Source organism: Mesorhizobium sp. LjRoot246, from assembly GCF_964254115.1.
Lineage (GTDB): Bacteria > Pseudomonadota > Alphaproteobacteria > Rhizobiales > Rhizobiaceae > Mesorhizobium.
In genome coordinates, this window is sequence record NZ_CAXUSN020000001.1 from 1,161,931 (window position 1) to 1,183,188 (window position 21,258).

Consider the following 21,258-nt stretch of genomic DNA (forward strand, 5'->3'; position numbering starts at 1 on the left):
AGGCGCAGAAGCTGTCAATCTCCCCCCTTGCGGGGGAGATGCCCGGCAGGGCAGAGGGGGTGTGAAGGGTCTCTACTTCGGAGATTATGAGGCGGAAGCCGTTGGTGCGCCAGGCACTTCAAAATCGCTAATCATTGTGCCAGGCCGGCATCGGGTTCCCATCGGCGTCGCGGCGCTGTAAATCCGGTTCGCGCGGCCATGGCTGCAGAATAGTGCTGGGAGGTGTGCGTGTCCGATTTCCTCAGGATCAGCCGTGACGGCGATGTCACCGTCGTCATCATAGACAATCCGCCGGTCAACGCACTGAGCTTTCATGTCCGCGAGCCGCTGATGCAGGCGCTGGTCGAGTTGCGGGATGATCCGTCGGTCGCGGCCATCGTCATTGCCTGTGCCGGCCGGACCTTTGTCGCCGGCGCCGACATCACCGAGTTCGGCAATCCGGTGCAGCAGCCGGATCTGCGCGCCATCGTGGCTGTGCTGGAGGCCATCGCCAAGCCGACGATCGCTGCCATCCACGGCACCGCGCTCGGCGGCGGGCTGGAGCTGGCGCTTGGCTGCCATTTTCGCGTCGCGGATGCCGACGCCAAGCTCGGTTTCCCAGAGGTGAAGCTCGGATTGTTGCCGGGCGGCGGCGGCACGATAAGGCTGCCGCGCCTGGTCGGCGCGGTGAAAGCGCTCGGCATGATCGTTTCGGGTGTGCCGATTGCTGCGACCGAGGCGCACGCCTCCGGCCTCGTCGATGCGGTTTTCGAAGGCGATCTGACCACGCATGCCGTGAATTTCGGCCGGGAAATTGCCCGCAAGGGTGGCCCCTTCACGCCAGTGCGTGATCGCGATGATGGTCTCAAGCAGACTGACCTCGCGGCTTTCGACGCCACGGCCGCGGATCTTGCCAAGAAGGCGCGCGGTCTCGAGGCGCCGATCGCCTGCGCGCTGTCGGTGCGCAATGCCGTCACGCTGCCCTTCGATGCGGCGCTGGCGGCCGAGCGTGCGTTGTTCGTGAAACTGGTCGCCAGCGACCAGTCGCGGGCGCAGCGCCATTTGTTCTTCGCCGAACGTGAGGCGGCAAAGCTTCCGGCCAAGGACATCGTCAAGCGCAGGATCGGCCGTGTCGGCGTCATCGGCGCCGGCACGATGGGCGGCGGCATCGCCATGGCCTTCGCCAATGGCGGCTACCCCGTGACCTTGCTGGAAACCAGCCATGAGGCCCTGCAGCGCGGCTTGGCGACGATCGACAGGAACTACTCGGTGTCCGTCACGCGCGGCTCGCTCAGCGAGGACGCCAAGCGGCAGCGGCTTGCCCAGTTCAAGGGCTCCACCGACTATGCCGATCTCGCCGATTGCGACCTGATCGTCGAGGCGGTGTTCGAGGACATGGCGGTCAAGAAGGAAGTGTTCGGCAAGCTCGAAGCGGTGGCGAAGCCCGGCGCGATCCTCGCCACCAACACGTCCTATCTCGACATCAACGAAATCGCTGCCTCGACCTCACGGCCGCAGGATGTGCTCGGCCTGCACTTCTTCTCGCCGGCCAATGTCATGAAGCTGCTGGAGATCGTGCGCGCCGACAAGACCGCGCCCGATGCGCTGGCGACCGTCGTCGACCTGGCACGGCGGATCGGCAAGGTGGCCGTGGTCGTCGGCGTCTGCCATGGCTTCGTCGGCAACCGCATGCTGGCCGCGCGCGGGTCGGAATCGGAAGCTCTTCTTTTGGAAGGTGCCACCCCGCGCCAGATCGACCAGGCGTTCACCGATTTTGGCTGGCCGATGGGGCCGTTCCAGATGGGCGATCTCGCCGGCCTCGACATTGGCTGGCGCAACCGCAAGGCACGCGGCCAGACGGCCGTGATCGCCGACATGCTGTGCGAACAGGGCCGTTTCGGCCAGAAGACCGGCAAGGGGTTCTATCTCTACGAGAACGGTTCGCGCACCCCAGTTCCGGATCCGGAGGTCGAGGCGCTGATCCGCGACAAGGCCGCCGAGCGGGGCATTGCGCCGCGCGCGATCAGCGCCGAAGAAATCATCGAGCGCACGCTCTACCCCCTGATCAACGAGGGCGCGAAGATCCTGGAGGAAGGGATCGCGGCCCGCGCGTCGGACATCGATGTCGTCTGGGTCAATGGCTATGGATTTCCCGTCGGCAAGGGCGGTCCGTTGTTCTGGGCGGGCCTCGAAGGCGCGGCAAGGATCGTCGAGCGGCTCGAATACTGGCATCAGCGGACCGGCAAGGACGTGTTCCGCGTGGCGCCGCTGCTGGAGCGGATGGCTGAGACCGGTTCGTGGGAAGCCGAGGGCTAAGGACTTATCGTATCCGCGCGTCGATGATCTCGACGAAGCGCGCGAACAGGCCGGCCTGCGACTTGATCTTGAGCTTGCGGTAGATGTTGCGGCGATGGACCTTCACGGTGCCCGGCACGATGCGCATGGCCCGGGCGATCGACTCCGTCGAATGCCCCTGCAACACCAGGTCGACGACATGCTTTTCGCGCGGCGTCAGCGACAGGCTCTGCCAGATATGGGCGCGGTCGAACTCGTTGACCACAGTGGCCGTCTCGTCCTGCTTCGCTTCCGCCGTTTCGTCGGCCGGAAGAGCAGGCCAGCGCAACCTGATGAAGCTGATCACCGCGGGAGCCATGTCGCGCAGCAATCTGGCATCGGCGGTGCCGAACGGGCCTGAGGCGCGCAGCCGCATCAGCGACAGCACCAGCGCATCCTTGCCCGCCAGCGGCACGAAGAAGCCGACCTCCTCGGCCAGCCTGGTCTGGCTGTAGTAGGAACGAAAGTATTCGCTGGCGTAAAAGCGGTCCGGCGCCAGTTCGCGCATGCGCCAGAACCCTTCCTTACGCTCGACCGCCGCGTGATGGAACGGGTCGAGCAGATATGGCCCTTCCTGGTAGAGCGCGACGAAGACGTGGCTCTCGGCCGGCGAGAAGGTCTCGAACAGCAGCGGCGGGCGCGAGGCGCCGCGGTAGCCGAAGATCACGCAGTGGTCGAAGCTGACATGCTGCCGCAGCCAATCGACCATCGCACGGCCGAAGAGGTCGCCGTTGGTCTCCCGCGTCGCCGCGACGAGCGTGGCGAGCTGGCTGTATTCGTCGCTGCGGGACAATCCATACCCCCTTAAACGAGAAAATAGATCAGATATACCACCCGCGAGGTATATACTAGCCGCCATTGGCTCTGGTAGCGTCCTGAAATCGCCCTGTTGCAGGAGCCAGCACCTTGACCGCAGTGCCCGACATCGAGTTTCGCGGCGTCACCAAGCGCTATGGCGCGGTGACCGCGGTCAGCGGCATCGATCTCGCTGTCCCGCCCTCGGCTTTTGTTGCCCTGCTCGGGCCGTCCGGCTGCGGCAAGACCACCTGCCTGCGCATGATCGGTGGATTCGAACAGCCGAGCGAAGGCCAGGTGTTCATTCGCGGCCAGGACATGGCCGGCACGCCACCCTACCGGCGGCCGGTCAACATGGTGTTCCAGCAATATGCGCTGTTTCCGCATCTCGATGTCGAGGACAACGTCGCCTACGGGCTGCGTCAGGCACGGCCAAGGCTGTCGTCGCGCGAGATCGCCTCAAGGGCGGGCGAGGCGCTCGAAATGGTGCGGCTCGCCGGCTATGGCCGCCGCAAGATCCACGAACTGTCAGGCGGCCAGCAGCAGCGTGTGGCGCTGGCGCGCGCCCTGGTCAACAAGCCGGCAGTACTTTTGCTCGACGAGCCGCTGGCCGCACTCGACAAGAAGCTGCGCACCGACATGCAGATCGAGCTGCAGAACCTGCAGCGCGAAATCGGCATCACCTTCGTGCTCGTCACCCACGATCAGGAGGAAGCGCTGTCGATGAGCGATTTCGTCTGCGTCATGAATGGCGGCCGCATCGTCCAACTCGGACAGCCGAGCGAGATCTATGACGAACCGGTTGACCTGTTTGTTGCAGACTTCGTCGGCAAGACCAACCTGCTGAGCGGCACCGTCGCCGGGCATTCGGGCGAGCTGGTGGAGGTGGCGCTTGCCGACGGCACCGTCATTGCGGCGCGAAAGCGCATGTCCTTGCAGCGAGGCGAGGCCGTTTCGGTCAGTCTTCGCCCTGAATCGCTCAGTCTCGGCACGCCGGAAAGCGGCCGGTTCAAGGGCATCGTCCGCAACCGGATTTTTCTGGGCTCGACAGCGGAATACGCGATCGAGGTCCGGGGCATCGGAACGCTGCTGGCCAAGGCCGACCATCTGATCGGCCACGGCAATCTCTTCAAGCCGGGCGAACCCGTCGCCATCGGCTTTGCCTCCGGAACGCCACTGGCGTTTCCGGAGACCAAGAACAACGGGACCAACCAGAGGGTAGATAAACATGTCGAAATCATATCGTGACGGACTGCCGATAAGCCCCGAGAACTTCGTCGACCAGCTAGTGCGCCTCAAGCGCGGCTCGATCGGCCGACGCGATTTCCTTGGCCTCACCGGCCTTGGCATTGCCACGGCGGTGATGGCGCGCGAGATCGGCATCATGCCGACACCGGCCTTTGCCGCCGAAAACCTTGGCGACCGCATGTCGATCGCCACCTGGCCGAACTATCACGACCCGGCGACCTTCGAGAATTTCAAGAAGGACACCGGCGTTGCCGTCGAGGTCAACGTGTTCGGCTCCAACGAGGAAATGCTGGCCAAGCTGCAGGCCGGGGCCTCGGGCTGGAGCCTTTTCGTGCCGACCAACTACACGATCTCGACCTACAAGAAGCTCGGAATCATCGAGCCGCTGGAGATGGCGAAGCTGTCGAATTTCGACGGCTCGCAGGAGGATCCGCGCTTCACTGGGGAAGGCACGATCGACGGCACGACATACGCCGTGCCGAAGAACTGGGGCACCACCGGATTTGCCGTCAACACCAAGAAGCTGACCAAGCCGATGACCAGCTGGAAGGAGTTCTGGGACACCGCCATGGCGGAAGGCGACAGCCGCACCATGGTGCACGACTACCAGCTGACGACGATCGGCAATGCGCTGAAATATTACGGCTACTCGTTCAATTCGTTGAAGCAGGACGAACTGGCCAAGGCGGAGGAGCTGCTGCTGAAGGTCAAGCCGCATCTGTTCGCGGTCTCATCCGACTATCAGCCGGGAATGCGCGCTGGTGACGCCTGGATGACCATGTGCTGGACCAACGATGGCGCGCAGCTGCATCGCGACATTCCCGAGATCGCCTATGTGCTGGGCAAGGAAGGCGGCGAGATCTGGACCGATTTCTATGCCATCCCGAAAGATGCGCCGAACAAGCCGGCCGGCTACGCGCTGCTCAATTACCTGATGAACCCACAGGTGGCGGTCAAGGAACACCTCGCCAATGGTGCGCCCTCGACCGATGCACGGGTCAACAAACTGCTGCCTAAGGAAGTGCTCGACAACCCGATCCTTTATCCGGCGGCCGACCTGTTGACGCCGCTGGAATTCGGCGCGGCGGCAACGCTGACCGATCCGGGCCGGGCCGAGCTGATGGCGCGCTTCAAGTCGGCCTGAGCCGCGCGGGCCTCAAATTCGACTCAGATAACTTGACCGGCGGGTTCATGCCCGCCGGCATCGGGGCAAATCTTCCATGCACGGCAGCCGTCTTCGCAGGAATTTTCTGACCGCAATGCTGCTCGGTCCGGCGACCGCGTGGCTGGTGGTGTTTCTGGTGCTGCCGTTCATTGCCATCGCGGTGTTCAGTGTCGGCGAGCGGGCACCGGAAGGCGGCTATCAGGCCGCCTTCACGCTGGCGCAATATGCCAATCTTCCGGCGCGGGCGACCGCCTTCTGGAACACGATGGTGCTGGCGCCGGTGGGAGCGCTTGCCTGTCTTCTCGTCGCCTACCCGGTCGCCTACTACCTCGCCTTGCAGGCACCGCAGCGCTGGCGGCTGATCCTGCTGGCGCTGGTCGTTATCCCGTTCTGGACCAGCCTCCTGATGCGGACTTATGCGTGGATGTACATTCTGGGTGGGCGCGGCATTCCCGCGCTGCTGGCGTTTGTCGGCATTGAGGACGTCAGGCTGATCAACACGCCGGGCGCCGTCCTGCTCGGCATCGTCTATGGCTATCTGCCGCTGATGATCCTGCCGATCTATGTCAGCCTAGAGCGGCTCGATCGCCGGTTGCTGGAAGCCTCCGCCGACCTCGGCGCGACGCCGATTTCGACTTTCCTGGGGGTGACCCTGAAACTGTCGCTGCCGGGCGTCATGACCGGCTTCTCGCTGGTGATGATCCTGCTGCTCGGCGAATATCTGATCCCGACGCTGCTCGGCGGCGGCAAGGTGTTCTTCATCGGCAATGCCCTGGTCGACCTGTTCCTGCAGTCGCGAAACTGGCCGTTCGGATCGGCCATCGCGATCACGTTGGTGCTGGTTTCGGTGGTGGTGCTGATTGCCGCCAATCGCATCTCGACCCGGGTTTCGGGCGCGCGCCGGGTGGACCTGATCTGATGCGTGCTTTCGTCATTGCGGTCTTTGCCTTCCTTTATCTGCCGATCGCGCTGGTGGTGCTGTTTTCCTTCAACGCCGGGCACCATGCCAGCGAGTTCACCGGCTTTTCAGTGCAATGGTACGGCAAGGCGCTGGCGAACCCGTTCCTGGTCGAAGCGCTGAAGAACAGCCTGTTCATCGCCACCACCAGCGCCTTGCTGGCGGCGCTGTGTGGCACGGCGGCGGCGCTCGGCCTGGCGCGCGTCGGCGTCAGAACCCGCGCGGTTTTCGATGCACTTCTGGGCGCGGCGATCGTCGTACCGGGCGTCGTCATCGGCATTTCGACGCTGGTCGCGCTCGTCCAGCTGTTCACCGTCGTCAACCCGTTCCTTGCCTCGATCTGGCCCGACGACCAGCCGCCGCGCCTGGCGCTCGGCTATGGTTCGATCATTGCCGCACACGGGCTGTTCTCGATGGCGCTGGTGACGATGATCGTCGGCACGCGGCTCGGCAGCCTCGACCGCAATCTGGTCGAGGCCTCGAGCGATCTCTACGCCACGCCGTTGACGACGTTCCGATCGATCGTGCTGCCGCAGATCATGCCGGCGGTCGTCGCCGGCTTCCTGCTCGCCTTCACCTTCTCTTTCGACGATTTCATCATCGCCTTCTTCGTCGCCGGCGCGCAGACGACGCTGCCGATCTATGTCTTCGCGTCGATCCGGCGTGGCGTGACGCCGGAAATCAATGCCATAGCGACGATCGTGCTCGTCGCCTCCGTCCTGCTCGTGGTGCTTGCCCAATGGCAATTGCGCCAACGCAAACCGTCAAACTGAAAGCCGTATCATGATCCTCAAAGACCGCATTGCCGTGGTGACAGGCGCCGGCTCCGGCATCGGGCGCGCCGGCGCCATGATCATGGCCAGGGAAGGTGCGGTTGTCGTCATCGCCGACAGGGATCAGGCTGCCGGCGAAGCAACGGCTTCGGACATTCGGGCAGTGGGCGGACGGGCCGAGGCGATCGCGACCGATGTCGCCGAGGACGCGGCGGTCGAGCAGCTCATTGCCGGCACGCTGGACAGGCACGGGCGCATCGACATCCTGCACAATCACGCGGGCATCCAGGTCGGCGGCACGCTGACTGAGGTGGAAGTCGGCGGCATGGATGCTTCGTGGCGGATCAACGTGCGGGCGCAGTTCCTGGCGGCGAGGCTGGTCATGCCGTCGATGATCGCGCGGGGCGGCGGCGTCATCCTCAACACCGCCTCCAATTCGGGCGTGTTCTACGACCGCGAGATGATCGCCTACGCGACATCAAAACATGCGGTAGTGGCGATGACGCGGCAGATGTCGCTCGACTATGCCCGGCACAATGTGCGCGTCAACGCCCTTTGTCCGGGTTGGGTCGACACGCCGTTCAACGAGCCGTTCATCGCCCAGATGGGTGGACGCGAGGCGATCGAAACCTATGTCCGCACCAAGATCCCGATGGGGCGCTGGGCCAGCGCCGAAGAGATCGCTGAGGCGATCCTGTTCCTCGTCTCGGATCGCTCGTCCTTCATGACCGGCCAGGCGCTGGTGATCGACGGCGGCGAAAGCATCGGTTGAGACTAGGTTTTCGCCACCAATCTCCTTTATTTCAGCACCTTTCCGATACACTGCTCCATGACTTTCTCCGTGGCGCTGGTCGCCAGGTAAGACTATGGTCCGACCGGCATGGGACTTCAGTGCCACGGCGACCCACGGGCGTAAATTTTTTAAAAATATCAGACGGTTACGATTCCTGACGGTTGCCAGCTCGCGTATTGAGACCGCATTTGTCTAAAGTTTACTCTGTACAATTAGCGATTTCTCATACGACGGTCACCTAGCGGTCGGGCGAAGGCGGCGATTCCCCGAGGAGGTTACCATGACAAACCGAAAAACTCTGTTCGCGGCGCTTGCCGCATTGGCGCTTCTGGCGTCTCCGGCACTCGCCGGAGCCGGCGGTAACGGGCACGGCGGTGGCAACGGGCACGGCGACGGCGGTGGCAATGCTGGCGGCAATGGCAATGGGGGTGGCAACGGCCACAATGGCAGCAATGGCAAGAGCGGCGCTTCGCACGGCAAGTCGTCGTCGGCCCCGGGCCGGGCAGCCAAGGCCAAAGCGGACGACGCCACGGTCGACACGACCACAAAGGTCTCGTCCGTGCACAAGGAGAAGAACATCCACGCGAAGCTTGGCCGGCTGAACTCGCTGCAGCGCAATATCAACGCCTATATGAACTCGAAGAGTAAGAAGTTCGCCAGCATCCAGGCATTCGTGACGCAGTCCGCCAAAGCCAAGGTCGCCCAGGCCGCGGCTGACGCGGCCCAGGATAAGCTCGATGCGCTGAATGCGGAGTTGAGCGCGCTGACGTCGCTGACGGCCGAGCAGATTGCCGCCATGACGCCCGAAGATCAGGCGGCCCTGCCTGGGAAGATAACGGATCTGCAGGCCGGGGTCGCTGCCCAGGAGGCGGCGGTCACCGCCGCCAATGAGGCAGCTGCCGCGGCGGAGGTCGGCACGGACGATGCGTCGCTCGACGCGGCCCTGACGGACATGGCCAACAAGCCCGTCGACGCCGATGTCACGGCCTGGGCTCAGGGCGTGCTTGCCGGAAAGATCGACCAGACGGCGGCCGCGATGGAAGCGGAAACGACGCCCTGACGATCGCTGCGGCGGTAGCCAATTAAAAGATGCCGCCGGGGCTCGCCCGGCGGCATTGCTTTTTCCTGGCCATGCTCGGCCTGCCTATCCCAAAATAGCGAGTTTCGAGTCTCTCATACATGCTTGCGGCCGCCGGTCTCGCGGAACCAGCTGTCGGGGTAGGGGTACCACCAGTCCTGGATCGCCGGCTTGTGGTCGATGATCACCATCTTGGAGCGGCGGAAGGCATCCAGCCCCTGGCGTCCGAGTTCGCGGCCGAGGCCCGAGGCCTTCCAGCCGCCGAAAGGCAGGGCGTCATTGTCGATCAGCGGGTTGTTGACCCAGACCATGCCGGCTTCGAGCCGCTCGGCCGCCTCATGCGCTTCGGCGAGATCGGTGGTGAACACAGAGGCGCCGAGCCCGAACGGGCTGTCATTGGCAAGCCGGATCGCCTCGTCGAAATCCTTGACGCGGCAGATGGCGGCAACGGGTCCAAAACACTCTTCGCGGACGATCGCCATGTCCGGGGTGACGCCGGTCAGGATCGTCGGCTCATAGAACCAGCCGGTGTTGTGTGCCGGCGGGATGCGCCCGCCGGTGATTGCCTTGGCGCCATTGGCAATGGCATCGTCGACGAGACGCATGACCTTGGCACGCGCGCTTTCGCTGACCAGCGGGCCAATCTCGGTCTTGTCCATGCCGTTGCCGATGCGCAGGGCAAGTGTCCTTTCGGCGAACAGTTCGACGAAGCGATCATGCACGGCATCGACGACGAAGAAGCGTTCGGCCGAGGTGCATACCTGGCCGGTGAGGTGGAAGGCTGCGGTGACGCTGCCGGCCGCCGCAACCTCGAGCGGCGCGTGCTCGCTGACGATCAGCGGATCGCTGCCGCCGGCCTCGATGACGCAGGGCTTCATGCGTTCGGCGCAGGCCACCGCCACCGCCTTGCCGGCGGCGACCGAACCGGTGAAGGCGACGGCGTGGGTGCGATCGGAGGCGATCAGTGCCTGTGCCGTGACCGCGCCGCCGGGCAGGCACGACACCAGGCCCTCCGGAAGCGAGCGGAACACGGGCATGTAGTCCAGCGTCGACAGCGTCGTCGCCTCGGCCGGCTTGATGACGCAGGCGTTGCCTGATGCAAGCGAGGCCGCGACCGTCCAGCACATCAGCAGGATCGGGAAGTTGTAGGGCATGATGTGGACGGAGACGCCATAAGGCTCATAACGCGCATACTGGAACGAACCGGCCTGCGTCGTGCCGGCGATCTTGCCGGCGTCGTCGCGCGCCATCTCGGCGTAGTAGCGGAAGATCGGCGCGCAATTGGCGATCTCGCCGATCGCCTCGGGATAGGGCTTGCCCATCTCACGCACCATCAGCTCGGCGCAGCGCGTGAAGTCGGCCGCCTCGATGGCGTTGGCAACGGCGTGCAGATGCTTGGCGCGGCTCTTGGCATCGAGCTTTTTCCAGGCGGCCTGCGCCTTGGTCGCGGCGGTAAGCACGGCGTCGATCTCGCCGTCTGTCGCAGCAGAGATAGCACCGACGGTCTCCAGCGTCGCCGGATCGATCACCGGTTTGTTGGCGCCGGTCATTGGCCGGTAATCCGGATTGACGAAGAAGGTCGGCCGGTCAGGGGAGAAATGCATGGACATCCTCTCAGAGCCGCTCAGCGGATCATGTAGACCTTCTTGATCGTCTCATGGACGGTGCAGACGCCCTTCCAGTCCTGCGGGAAGAAGGCTGCCGTGTCCGGCTCGATCTCGATGATCTCACCGGATTCATGCACGTAGGTGCAGCGCCCTTCGAGGAAGTGGCAGAACTCGTCGCGGGTGACATGGCAGTGCCATTTGCCTGGGGTGCAGACCCACAACCCGCATTCGGAGCGGCCCTCGGGTCCCTTGTAGAGCAGCTTGCCCGATGTGTGGGACACGCCCTCGATCATGGTCGGGATGACGCCCCAGTCGACGAGGTCGGTAATGGCGAGCGGGGATTTCATGATGGGGGTTGTCATATCGATTTCCTTGGAATGAGTGCTCAGCGGCACATGAAGGCCTTGGTCAGCGTTTGCGTGATGATGGAGATGCCGGTCCAGCCGGCGGCGGCATGTCTTGCTCCCGCGATGTCAGGCCAGCATGTAGACGTTGCGCATGGTCTCATGCACGGCGCATTCGCCCGTCCAGCCGGCCGGGAACATGACCACGGTCCCGGCGGAGACGTCTATCACCTCACCGACATCCGACCGGTAGGTCGCACGGCCGGCGACGAAATGGCACAATTCATCGCGGGGAATGCTGAGGCGCCAGCGGCCTGGCGTGCACACCCAGATGCCGGATTCGGGCTGGTTGTTCGGACCCTTGTGCACGAGTTTGCCGGTGGAGTGGGAGGCGCCATCCAACGCGTCGGGTTGGGCACCCCAGTCGACGAGATCGGTTCGGGTGGAGGCTTGGTGGAGGTGTGGGGCGGAGGGGGTCATGCGGAGGCTCCATGATCAAACGCGATCCGTTGCCGCTCTATGAGGCCCCCCTCTGTCCTGCCGGACATCTCCCCCTCAAGGGGGGAGATTGGCAGTTCCTGCGGCGGCGTTTTCCTTACGACCTTTGCGGTTGGCGAAAGCGGTGATGACAGCCAATCTCCCCCCTTGAGGGGGAGATGGCCGGAAGGCCAGAGGGGGGCGCCTGGGCTCTGCATATCAACCATCTCAATCACAGCAACCCCTCCAACAACCCCGCCGCCTTCTCCGGCCCGTTCTGCGCGTGCATCTGCGCCGATGTCTTCGCCAGCTTGGTCTTCATCGCCGGATCGGTCAGGCAGGCTTCGATCTTTGCGATCAGCTCGGCATCGGCCCAGTCGTAGCGCGGCATGCCGAAGCCGTGGCCGGTTTCCTCGACGCGGGTGGCGTTGTCGTGGCCGTCCCAGACATAGGGCATGATGATAGCCGGCTTGCCGAAATAGAGGCACTCGGTGAACGAGTTGTTGCCGCCATGGTGGATCACTGCATCGACTTGCGGGATGGCCGAAGGCTGCGGGAACCAGCTCTCGACGATGACGTTGCCGGGCACGTCCGTATACTGGTCCTTGTAGCCGCCGACATTGACCAGGGCGCGGTAGCGCGTCTTGCCCAGCGTCGCAATGATGCGCTTCAACAGGTCGACATCGCCGGCCCCCAGGCTGCCGAAGGAGACGTAGAGCAGCGGCCCGTCATTGTTTTTCGCGAAGGTCGGCACCGCGTACGGTTTCTCCTGGCGCACGCAGCCTTCGAGATACTGGAATTTTGCCGGGTCGAGCGGATGGCGGCGCTTGAACTTTGCCGCTTCGGGATAGAGCAGCAGGTTCAGATAGGGCGAGGCCTCGAAGAACTGGCCGATCGGATAGGGCGCCTCGTCGTTGGCGGTGAGGAAGGTGTTGAAGTCGTCATGGATCGGCTTGATCACCGCGTTGAAGTGGTCGCGATAGCGCTGGTGGCCCGCATGGTCGTTTTCGCCGCAGCCGGACAGATGCGGCGGGATGTCTTCGTCCTCGATCTCGTTTTCCGAACACGAGATGACGCGCACCCACGGCTTGCCGTATTGCTTGATTGCCGGAAACAGGATGACGTTGTCGACGCAGATCACGTCAGGCTTGATGGCGGCCAGAACGCGCGGGAGATCCTTCTGCGCCCATTTGGCGCTGTCGACGATCGCCGTCCAGCAATCCTTGACGTAGTTGTCGACTTGGTCGTAGGGCGATTTGCGGAAGTTCGGGATGTGGCCGTTGATGAAATCCTCCCAGAACTTCGCCATCTGTTCGGGCGGCATCGGCTCGGAGAGGTTCACCGGATGGGCTTCGAAGCCGTAGCCCTTGTAGACATCGACAAAGCCGGGGTCGGACAGGAACACAGCTCTGTGGCCGCGCGCCTCGACCGCCTGGGCGATGCCGACGGAATTGAGCGCCGGGCCGTAGGCCGCCTCTGGAAAAAACGCGATCGTCTTCTGCGCCATCAAGCTTCTCCTGTCATTCTGCGAAAATTCTGACATCGGCGGCATCCCAGCCGAGCTCGACCTGGTCGCCCGACGCGACCGGCCGGCGGTCGGCGGCATCGGCGGTCACACGCACCAAGAACGGTTTTGGCGACAGGGGCGTGCGGACATGCAGTTGCAGGTCGAGCCCCTGATAGGCCAGCGCCTCGACCGTGCCGGTGGTGCGGTTGGCGGACTCACCGGACGGGAACAGCCGGATGCGCTCAGGCCGCACCGAGGCGACAGCGGACGCCCCGGGCGAGAGCGCGGCGGGAATCTTGCCTGATATCCGCGCGCCATTGGCGGCCACCACGCCATCGGCGGCGGCCTTGCCCGGCACGAAATTCATCACCCCGATGAAGTCGGCGACGAAACGGTCGGCGGGATGTTCGTAGATCGCGTGCGGCGTGTCGCATTGCAGCAGCTTGCCGTCTTTCAGCACCGCCATGCGGTCGGCCATGACCAGTGTTTCCTCCTGGTCATGGGTGACGATGACGAAGGTGATGCCGACCTCGTGCTGCAGTCGCTTCAGTTCCAGTTGCATGGCGCCACGCAGCTTCTTGTCGAGCGCGCCTAGCGGCTCGTCGAGCAGCAGCAGGCGCGGCCGCTTGACCAGCGCGCGGGCGAGCGCCACGCGCTGCTTTTGGCCGCCCGACAATTGCTCCGGCTTGCGGTCGGCGAAGGAGACGAGTTCGGTGGTCGCCAGGATTGCGTCGACGCGGGAGCGGATTTCGGCCGCCGGCAAACGTTCCATCTCCAGGCCATAGGAGACATTGGCCCTGACGCTCATATGCGGAAACAGCGCGTAGGATTGGAACATCAGATTGACCGGCCGCTTGTTGGGCGGGGTTTTGGCAATGTCGCGGCCGTCGAGCAGGATGCGCCCGTCATTGGGCGTCTCAAAGCCGGCCAGCATGCGCAGCAGCGTGGTCTTGCCGCAGCCCGACGGGCCGAGCAGCGCGAAGAACTCATTCTCGCGGATGTCGAGCGAGATGCCGTCGACGGCGGTCACCCGGCCGAAATTCTTCGACACATGATCGATGGCCAGAAGCGTGCGGGGTTCGCTCATTGGCCTATGATCCCACGGTTGAGCCGCTGCGACAGGGTCAGCGCGGTGATCGAGACCGCCATGACGATGGTCGCCAGCGCATTGATCTCCGGCGTGATGCCGAAGCGGATCATCGCGTAGATCTGCATCGGCAGCGTCGTCGAGGCGCGACCGGCGCCGGCGGTGAAGAAGGCGATGATGAACTCGTCAACCGAGAGCGTGAAGGCGAGCAGCGCACCGGCGATCACCGCCGGCGCGATGACCGGCAATGTCACCCGCCGGAAGGTGGTGAGCGCGGAGGCGCCGAGATCGGCCGATGCTTCGACGATCGACCAGTCGAAACTCTTCAGCCTTGCGCGCACCACCGAGCAGACGAAGGCGAGGTTGAAGACGACATGGGCAAGGATGATGGTGTGCAGCCCCATGGTCAGGTTGAGCATGGAGAAGAACGAGAGCAGCGCGATCGCCAGCACGATATCGGGAATGATCATCGGTGCGAAGATCAGCGCTTCGAGGCCCTTGCCGTACTGCCGGCGCATCTCGACGCCGATCGCCAGCAACGTGCCGAGCAGCGTGGCGATTGCCGTCGAGACCAGCGCCACGATCAGCGTGTTGAGCGCGGCGGAGAGGATCGCCGAATTGCCGGCCAGCGAGGCGTACCATTTCAGCGAAAAGCCCGACCAAGCCGTCGGCAGCCCGCCTTCGTTGAAGGACAGCGCCACCAGCACGGCGATCGGGATGTAGAGGAAGGCGAAGACGAGAACGAGAATCGCGCGCATGCCGAGCGTACGGGTGAAGGAATGGGTCATCGCTGGCCTCCGACAATTGGGAGGCAAGCGAACGACCAGAGTCCTTCTCCCCGTTCACGGGGAGAAGATGCCGGCAGGCAGATGAGGGGCAGCGCTGAGCGTCGGAAAGGTTGGCGCCGCCCCTCATCCGCCCCTTCGGGGCACCTTCTCCCCGTGAACGGGGAGAAGGGAAGGAAGGTGTGCTCAGCCATCGGCGTTACCTTTGGCCTCAGCCGCATGGCCCGAGGCGCGATTGGCGGCCAGCGCCTGCGCCATCAGCACCACAAGCATGATGGCGATCAGCGCCATGGCAAGTGCCGCCCCGAAAGGCCAGTCATTGGCGGTCAGGAACTGGTCGTAGACGAGGTTGCCGATCATCTGGAAGCGGCCGCCGCCGAGCAGCGCCGGCGTGACGAAATTGCCGATCGACAGCACGAAGACGAAGACCGCGCCGGCGGCAATGCCCGGCACGGTCAGCGGCAGGATGACACGGCGGAATGTGGTGACGGCGGAGGCGCCGAGGTCACGCGAGGCCTCGGCAAGTTCCGGGTTGAGGCGTGACAGCGGCGCGTAGCAGGCGAGGATGACGAACGGCAAATAGTTGTAGACGAGGCCGGCGATGACGGCGCCTTCCGTGTAGAGCATCGACGGCGGTTCGCCGGTGTAGCCGAACCAGCGCAACAGCTGGGTGATCAGGCCTTCGCGGTTGAGCAGCACGATCCAGGCATAGGTGCGGATCAGGTAGTTGGACCAGAACGGCAGCACGGCGAAGAACAGGAACACCGGCTGCATCCGGCGCGGAGCTGCCGATATCGCGTAGGCGGCGGCATAGCCAATCACCACCGCGATCAGCGTGGCCGTGCCGGCAATGCGCGCCGAATTGAGGAAAATGCCGGCATAGAGCGGGTCGAAGACCAGGCCGAAATTCTCCAGCGTGAAGGTGTATTCGATGCCGCCATAGATGCCGCGCCGGAAGAAGGCGAGCGCCAGCACCAGCGCGCATGGCACCACCATCAAGGCCGCGAGCCAGGCCAGGGCCGGGGCCATCAGTAGGGAGGAGCGGGAGGGAGTGGGAAGTGTCACGCAGCGCCCCCCTCTGGCCCGCCGGTCTCTTCAAGGGTATCGAAATGGTGTTTGGGTAGTTGCCCCCTCACCCGGATTGCCAACCGAATTGCGAAGGGCAATTCGGGGCAATCCGACCTCTCCCCGAGGGGAGAGGAGGTCGCAGGCGCCGGCGCTTTCCTCTTCTCCCCAGCGGGGAGAAGGTGGCCGCGAAGCGGCCGGATGAGGGGGCGCTGCGCTTGAGATTGGCCAACGGCCGCAAGCCAGCCAATCTCCCCCCTTGAGGGGGAGATGGCGGGCAGGCCAGAGCGGGGCGATACGGAACGCAAACTTAATTCCAAGATGCTGTTGGAACTGTCCCTACTGCGCCGCCTTGATCTCGCTGACGATCTTCGAATAGTCGCGCTGGGCGTCGCCGACGTCGCGCAGCTGCTCGAACTTGACGAGATCGGCCACCGGCATCGCCATATTGGGGAATTTGGCCAGGAAGTCGGCCGGCAGGCTTTCCATAGCCGGCTTGTTCGGCACCTTGTAGTCGATGTTCTGTGCCGCCCAGCCGTGGTTCTTGGCGTCGAGCATGAAGTTGATGAACTGGAAGGCGGCGTCCTTGTTGGCGGAGGCCTTCATCACCACCATCGTATCGACCCACAGGTCCGAACCTTCCTTCGGAATGACGTATTTGATCTCGGGCTTCTCGGCGATGCCGTAATTGCACCAGCCGTCCCATGCCTGCACCATCAGCGCCTCGCCCGAAACCAGCTTGGAATAGAAGGTGGTGTCGTCATAGGCGAGCAGGGTTTTCTTGGCCGAGATCAAGAGGTTCTTGACCTCGGCCATCTTGGCCGGATCGGTTTCGTTGACCGAATAGCCCTTGTCGAGCTGCCCGGCGGCCAGCAGCCAGCGGTCGGTCGCCAGCATCGTGGTCTTGCCCTTCAATTCGTCGGAGGGCGCGAGCAGATCGCTCCAGCTGGTCGGGGCGGCCTTGACCAGGTCCGAGCGGTAGCAGAGGCCAGTGGTGCCCCAGGTGTAGGGGACCGAGAACGCGTTGCCGACATCGTGCGGCAGCTTGGTCGCCTCCGGGTAGAGGTTGGCGAGGTTCGGGATCTTGGCGTGGTCGATCGGCTCGGTCAGGCCGAGCTTGTTCAGCACCTCGGCGAAGGGCGAGGAGACGAAGACCACGTCATAGCCCTTGCCGCCGGCGGCGATGAGCTTGCCCATGATCTCCTCATTGGTGGCATGCACCACCACTTCGCCCGAAACGCCGGTCGCGGTCTTGAAGGAGGCCATGGCGTCCGGTGCCATGTAGCCGTCCCAGTTGGAAATGACGAGGTCGGCAGCCATCGCCGGCGCGGACAGCGCCAAGGCCAGGCCAAGTGCGATCGAAGATGTTTTCAGCGCACGGCGCCGCAGGCTTGTAGCGGTCATGACAGACTCCCATTCCGGTTGATCGTCGAATTGCATTCGCCGGACCAACGCCTGCGACCATGCCGCCGCCTCGATCCTGTTCCCTCGGTCTTTTTCCTGCCGATTGTTCTGACAGTACTATTGCAGAAAAAAGTACGTCAATCCATAATTTGTCAAACGACCGTGGAATCCAGCCGATTGCGTCCGCGCTGGCGATCGGTCAAACCAGGCGGATCACGTCCGCCCACCGAGAATTGTCATGCAAGCCGCAGCCAGACGACCCCGTACCAACCATCTCGATCTGGCGCAGCGCATCCTGGATGTGGCACGGCAGCGCGGCTTTGAGCCCGGTGCACGCTTGCCGGAGCAGCAGATCGCGTCGCTATGCAACGTCTCGCGCACGCCCGTGCGTGCGGCTCTCAGCCTGCTTGCGGAACGGGGCGTTGTGCGCTGGGAGGCTGACACCGGCTATCACCTGGCCATCGACCTCACCGCGCAGGCTTCGGTCGCCACGGAATTGCCCGCTACCGAGGAGGACGAACTGGCCGAGGCGATCCTGCGCGACCGATCGGCGCGGCGGCTGGACCAGACGGTGACCGTTGCGGGACTGATGCGGCGCTATCGTGCCGAGCGCAAGACGGTATTAAAAGCGTTGAACAAACTAACCGATGAGAATCTGCTGGACCGTGCGCCTGGCCAGTCCTGGCTGTTCCGGCGCACCCCCGACGATCCGGAAGCGCAGGGCGACAGCTACGAGTTCCGCCTGCTGCTGGAGCCCGCGGCCATCCTGACGCCGGGCTTTAGGCTGGACGGCGTGCGGGCGGCGGCGTTGCGCCAGGGCATGGAAGCGCTGTCGGTGCTGCCAGACGCCGCCTTCGACACCCGCGAGTTCCAGCGGCTGGACATCGATTTTCACGGCATGCTCGCCGAGGCCTGCGCCAACCGCTTCATCGCCGACGCGCTCGCCGATCACCTCAGGCTGCGCCGGCTGCCGGGCATCTATGCCGGCGTCAACGTCTTCCGGTTGCGGCAATCGCTGCGCGAACACCTTGTCATACTCGACCATCTTGAAAGCCTGCAGTATGAGGTGGCTGCCGATCTGCTTCGCATTCATCTGCGGCTCTCCCGCAACCAGCGACCACAGGCGGCCAGCCGCGGGGCGCCCGCGCTGTTCGGCATGATCAGCCGGCCGGAATGACGAGGAACTAATTGACGCGTAAAGCCAGCCCGACCATCGCGCTGTTCCCCGAAGCAAGCTTCGGCGCGGCGTTGAATTGCGTCGGCATCGCGCAGGCACTGCGTGCAAGAGGCGCCCGGCCGGTCTTCATCTGCCATGCCGGCTTCTCCGGCGTCTTTGCCGACTATGGTTTCCAGGAATACCAGCTGCCGACCGACGAGCCGCTGAGCGACAGCGAGCGCCAGAGCTACTGGCAGGCCTTCGTGCGCCGGCACCTGCCGCATTTCAGGCTGAGCCCGATCGACCAGCTCGAAACCTATGTCGCGCCGACCTGGCAGGCGATCGTCGACACCGCGGTCAATGCCGAGGCGCCGTTGCGCCAGTCGCTGGCACGGCTCAAGCCGGATGCGGTGGTGCTCGACAATGTCATCATGTTCCCGGCGATCGCCGCCGCCGGCTGTCCGTGGGTGCGCGTCGTCTCCTGCGCCGAGACCGAGCTGCCGGATGCCAATGTGCCACCCTATCTGTCGGGGCTTGGCGTGGACGACCCCCAACGCGCGGCGTTCGAGGCTAGGTATCTGGCGGCTTGCGCGCCCGCGCATGATCGCTTCAATCGCTTCCGGGCGGATGCCGGACTGGCGCCGCTGCCGAAGGGTCAGTTCCTCGAGACCTCGCCCGACCTCAATCTGCTGCTGACGCCGACGATCGTGCGTCGCGAGCGCGCCGAGCCGCTCGACCCCACGCGCTTCGTCTATCTCGAAGGCTGCGTGCGGTCGGAGGGGCCGTTCGAAGTGCCGGTGTTTCCGCGCAATGGCGGGCCGCTGGTCTATGTCAGCTTCGGCAGTCTCGGCGCCATGGATGTCGGGCTGATCGAGCGCATGCTGGCGGTGTTCGACAGGCTGCCTGCGCGCTTTATCGTCAATGCCGGCGGCCTGCGCGACGCCTATCGGGCGGTGCCGGACAATGTCTATCTCGACGCCTGGTTTCCGCAGCCTTCGGTGGTGGCGAAGTCGGACCTGTTCATCCACCACGGCGGCAACAACAGTTTTTGCGAAGCGCTGCGCTTCGGCGTGCCGTCGCTGATCATGCCCTATTGCTGGGACGGGCACGACAATGCGCGCCGCGCCGTAGAGACCGGCGTCGGCGACCATATCGGCCGTGACGCCTGGACCGAAGGAGTATTGGAGAGAGCCATTCTCGGCCTGCTGGCCGACGATGCCATGCGCACCCGCCTCAAGGACAACGCAGCCCAAATGGCGCTGAAACCTGGAACGGATGTGGCCGCGCAAGCCATACTCTCTTTGATACGGACATGAACGAAATGCCTGACAACAACACGAATATCTCGCTCTCCAGCGGTATCGATCCCAAAGCCTGGTTGGCCCAGCACGGCATCAACGAAGTCGAGTGCCTAGTCCCCGACATGAATGGCGTGCTGCGCGGCAAGGCCTTGCCGACGGCCAAATTCCTCCAAGCGCTTGAAGACCGGGCGCTCTATCTGCCGAGCAGCGCCTTCCTGGTCAGCATCGACGGACGCTACTCCGGTTCGATCGACGAGGGTTTTGCCTATTCGGACCCGGACATGCGCATGGTGCCTGACGCTTCGACGCTCTGCCTGGCGCCCGGCGCCGCTGCTGATAAGGCCTATGTCTTTGCCGATGCGTTCCATATGGACGGCCGGCCATGGATGGCCTCGCCGCGCCACGTGCTGCGGGCCGCGCTCGATCTCTACGCCAAGCGCGGCTGGCGGGCGGTGGTGGCGCCAGAGCTCGAATTCTATCTGACCGCGCCCAATCCCGATCCCGACCGTCCGCTGACCGCCCCGGTCGGCGCCAATGGGCGCGCCGAGACCGTGCAGCATCCCTACGATATGGCCGCGCTCGAGGAGTTCGAGCCGGTGGTCCGCCGCGTCTATGACTACGCGGCGGCGGCCGGACTGCCGCTCGATACGCTGATTCATGAATCGGGCACGGCGCAGCTGGAGATCAACTTCCTGCACGGCGATGCGCTGCCGCTGGCCGACAAGGTGCTGCTGTTCAAGCGGCTGACGCGCCAGGCCGCGCAGCAAAGCGGCATGCACGCCACCTTCATGGCCAAGCCGATCGCGGCACAGGCGGGAAGCTCGATGCATCTGCACATGTCGGTCATCGACGAGGTAGGCAGGACGCTGTTTGCCGGCAGCGACGATGCCGACACCGAAATGTTCGGCCACTTCATCGGCGGCCTGCAAAAGTATGTCCCGGAAATCATGCCGCTGTTTGCGCCCAACGTGAACTCGTTCCGCCGCATAAGGCCGAACCACAGCGCGCCGGCCAACATCGAATGGTCGCACGATAATCGTTCCTGCGGCCTGCGCGTGCCGGCTGGCGGCCGTGCCGCTCGGCGGGTGGAGAACCGGCTGCCTGGCGCGGATTCCAATCCCTATCTGGCGATTGCCGGCTCGCTTCTCGCCGGCTATCTCGGCGTCGAACAGAAACTCGCGCGCTCGGCCGAAGCGTCTGGCAATGCCTACAAGATCAAAAGCACGCTGCCGAAAACAATGGAGGAGGCGCTCGACCGTTTCGAGGCTTGCGAGCCGGTGCGGGAACTGCTCGGCGAGGATTTCTTCCAGACCTATCTGCGCGTCAAGAGCGTCGAGCTCGACCTGTTCCAGGGCGTGGTGACAAGCTGGGAACGCGACCACCTGCTGCTGAAGGTGTGATC

19 protein-coding genes are annotated in these 21,258 nt (G+C 64.2%); 10 read left to right on the forward strand and 9 right to left on the reverse strand.

Annotated features, from left to right (window positions below):
- Nucleotides 1-228: 228 nt before the first annotated feature.
- The gene (locus ACSQ3L_RS05460) at nt 229-2,295 is read left to right on the forward strand and encodes a 3-hydroxyacyl-CoA dehydrogenase NAD-binding domain-containing protein (RefSeq protein WP_436159018.1); all 2,067 of its coding nucleotides are present in this window, start codon (nt 229-231) and stop codon (nt 2,293-2,295) included.
- Between the two features lie 4 nt (nt 2,296-2,299).
- Here the strand turns inward: ACSQ3L_RS05460 and ACSQ3L_RS05465 are convergent, their stop codons facing one another.
- Complete coding sequence (locus tag ACSQ3L_RS05465) at nt 2,300-3,106, reverse strand: helix-turn-helix transcriptional regulator (RefSeq protein WP_436159019.1); 807 nt, start codon at nt 3,104-3,106, stop codon at nt 2,300-2,302.
- A gap of 113 nt (nt 3,107-3,219) precedes the next feature.
- Between ACSQ3L_RS05465 and ACSQ3L_RS05470 the strand changes: the two genes are divergently transcribed.
- The 6 genes from ACSQ3L_RS05470 (at nt 3,220) to ACSQ3L_RS05495 (ending at nt 9,105) form a co-directional block, all read left to right on the forward strand.
- A complete protein-coding gene (locus tag ACSQ3L_RS05470; protein WP_436159020.1) occupies nt 3,220-4,356 on the forward strand; it encodes an ABC transporter ATP-binding protein in 1,137 nt (378 codons plus the stop codon).
- The gene (locus ACSQ3L_RS05475) at nt 4,337-5,500 is read left to right on the forward strand and encodes an ABC transporter substrate-binding protein (protein WP_436159021.1); all 1,164 of its coding nucleotides are present in this window, start codon (nt 4,337-4,339) and stop codon (nt 5,498-5,500) included. The genes ACSQ3L_RS05470 and ACSQ3L_RS05475 overlap by 20 nt, the downstream gene beginning before the upstream one ends.
- Nucleotides 5,501-5,576: 76 nt before the next feature.
- Nucleotides 5,577-6,440 carry an ABC transporter permease gene (locus ACSQ3L_RS05480; protein WP_436159022.1) on the forward strand — a complete coding sequence of 288 codons (864 nt, stop codon included), beginning with the start codon at nt 5,577-5,579 and terminating at the stop codon, nt 6,438-6,440.
- Nucleotides 6,440-7,252 (forward strand): ABC transporter permease, encoded by an 813-nt coding sequence (locus ACSQ3L_RS05485; protein WP_024504751.1) that lies wholly within the window; start codon nt 6,440-6,442, stop codon nt 7,250-7,252. Before ACSQ3L_RS05480 ends, ACSQ3L_RS05485 begins: the two co-directional genes overlap by 1 nt.
- Before the next feature lie 10 nt (nt 7,253-7,262).
- Complete coding sequence (locus ACSQ3L_RS05490; RefSeq protein WP_436159023.1) at nt 7,263-8,024, forward strand: SDR family NAD(P)-dependent oxidoreductase; 762 nt, start codon at nt 7,263-7,265, stop codon at nt 8,022-8,024.
- A 301-nt stretch (nt 8,025-8,325) separates the two neighbouring features.
- Complete coding sequence (locus tag ACSQ3L_RS05495) at nt 8,326-9,105, forward strand: hypothetical protein (RefSeq protein WP_436159024.1); 780 nt, start codon at nt 8,326-8,328, stop codon at nt 9,103-9,105.
- A 113-nt stretch (nt 9,106-9,218) separates the two neighbouring features.
- Here ACSQ3L_RS05495 and ACSQ3L_RS05500 read toward each other — a convergent pair whose 3' ends face one another.
- From ACSQ3L_RS05500 to ACSQ3L_RS05535, 8 genes are all read right to left on the reverse strand, one after another.
- Entirely contained in the window at nt 9,219-10,727 is a 1,509-nt protein-coding gene (locus tag ACSQ3L_RS05500; protein WP_436159025.1) for an aldehyde dehydrogenase family protein, read from the reverse strand.
- Between the two features lie 20 nt (nt 10,728-10,747).
- Nucleotides 10,748-11,092, reverse strand: a complete 345-nt coding sequence (locus ACSQ3L_RS05505; RefSeq protein ID WP_436159026.1) for a cupin domain-containing protein — start codon at nt 11,090-11,092, stop codon at nt 10,748-10,750.
- A gap of 111 nt (nt 11,093-11,203) precedes the next feature.
- Nucleotides 11,204-11,554 carry a cupin domain-containing protein gene (locus ACSQ3L_RS05510; RefSeq protein ID WP_436159027.1) on the reverse strand — a complete coding sequence of 117 codons (351 nt, stop codon included), beginning with the start codon at nt 11,552-11,554 and terminating at the stop codon, nt 11,204-11,206.
- Nucleotides 11,555-11,783: 229 nt separating this feature from the next.
- On the reverse strand, nt 11,784-13,058 hold the full coding sequence (locus tag ACSQ3L_RS05515) for a glycosyltransferase (protein ID WP_436159028.1): 1,275 nt from the start codon (nt 13,056-13,058) through the stop codon (nt 11,784-11,786).
- Nucleotides 13,059-13,071: 13 nt separating this feature from the next.
- Nucleotides 13,072-14,145, reverse strand: coding sequence for an ABC transporter ATP-binding protein (locus tag ACSQ3L_RS05520; protein ID WP_436159029.1), 1,074 nt, complete (start codon nt 14,143-14,145; stop codon nt 13,072-13,074).
- Entirely contained in the window at nt 14,142-14,933 is a 792-nt protein-coding gene (locus tag ACSQ3L_RS05525; RefSeq protein ID WP_436159030.1) for an ABC transporter permease, read from the reverse strand. Before ACSQ3L_RS05525 ends, ACSQ3L_RS05520 begins: the two co-directional genes overlap by 4 nt.
- Nucleotides 14,934-15,116: 183 nt before the next feature.
- On the reverse strand, nt 15,117-15,959 hold the full coding sequence (locus tag ACSQ3L_RS05530; RefSeq protein WP_436163382.1) for an ABC transporter permease: 843 nt from the start codon (nt 15,957-15,959) through the stop codon (nt 15,117-15,119).
- Between the two features lie 375 nt (nt 15,960-16,334).
- Nucleotides 16,335-17,399: a polyamine ABC transporter substrate-binding protein gene (locus ACSQ3L_RS05535; RefSeq protein WP_436159031.1), complete on the reverse strand. Its 1,065-nt coding sequence runs from the start codon at nt 17,397-17,399 to the stop codon at nt 16,335-16,337.
- A 238-nt stretch (nt 17,400-17,637) separates the two neighbouring features.
- On the opposite strand from ACSQ3L_RS05535, the gene ACSQ3L_RS05540 reads away from it, so the two are divergent.
- The 3 genes from ACSQ3L_RS05540 to ACSQ3L_RS05550 are packed head-to-tail and all read left to right on the forward strand — an operon-like array spanning nt 17,638 to nt 21,256.
- Entirely contained in the window at nt 17,638-18,576 is a 939-nt protein-coding gene (locus ACSQ3L_RS05540) for a GntR family transcriptional regulator (RefSeq protein WP_436159032.1), read from the forward strand.
- 11 nt (nt 18,577-18,587) lie between these two features.
- Nucleotides 18,588-19,871, forward strand: coding sequence for a glycosyltransferase (locus ACSQ3L_RS05545; protein ID WP_436159033.1), 1,284 nt, complete (start codon nt 18,588-18,590; stop codon nt 19,869-19,871).
- A 5-nt stretch (nt 19,872-19,876) separates the two neighbouring features.
- Nucleotides 19,877-21,256: a glutamine synthetase family protein gene (locus ACSQ3L_RS05550; protein ID WP_436163383.1), complete on the forward strand. Its 1,380-nt coding sequence runs from the start codon at nt 19,877-19,879 to the stop codon at nt 21,254-21,256.
- The last annotated feature ends 2 nt before the right edge of the window (nt 21,257-21,258 follow it).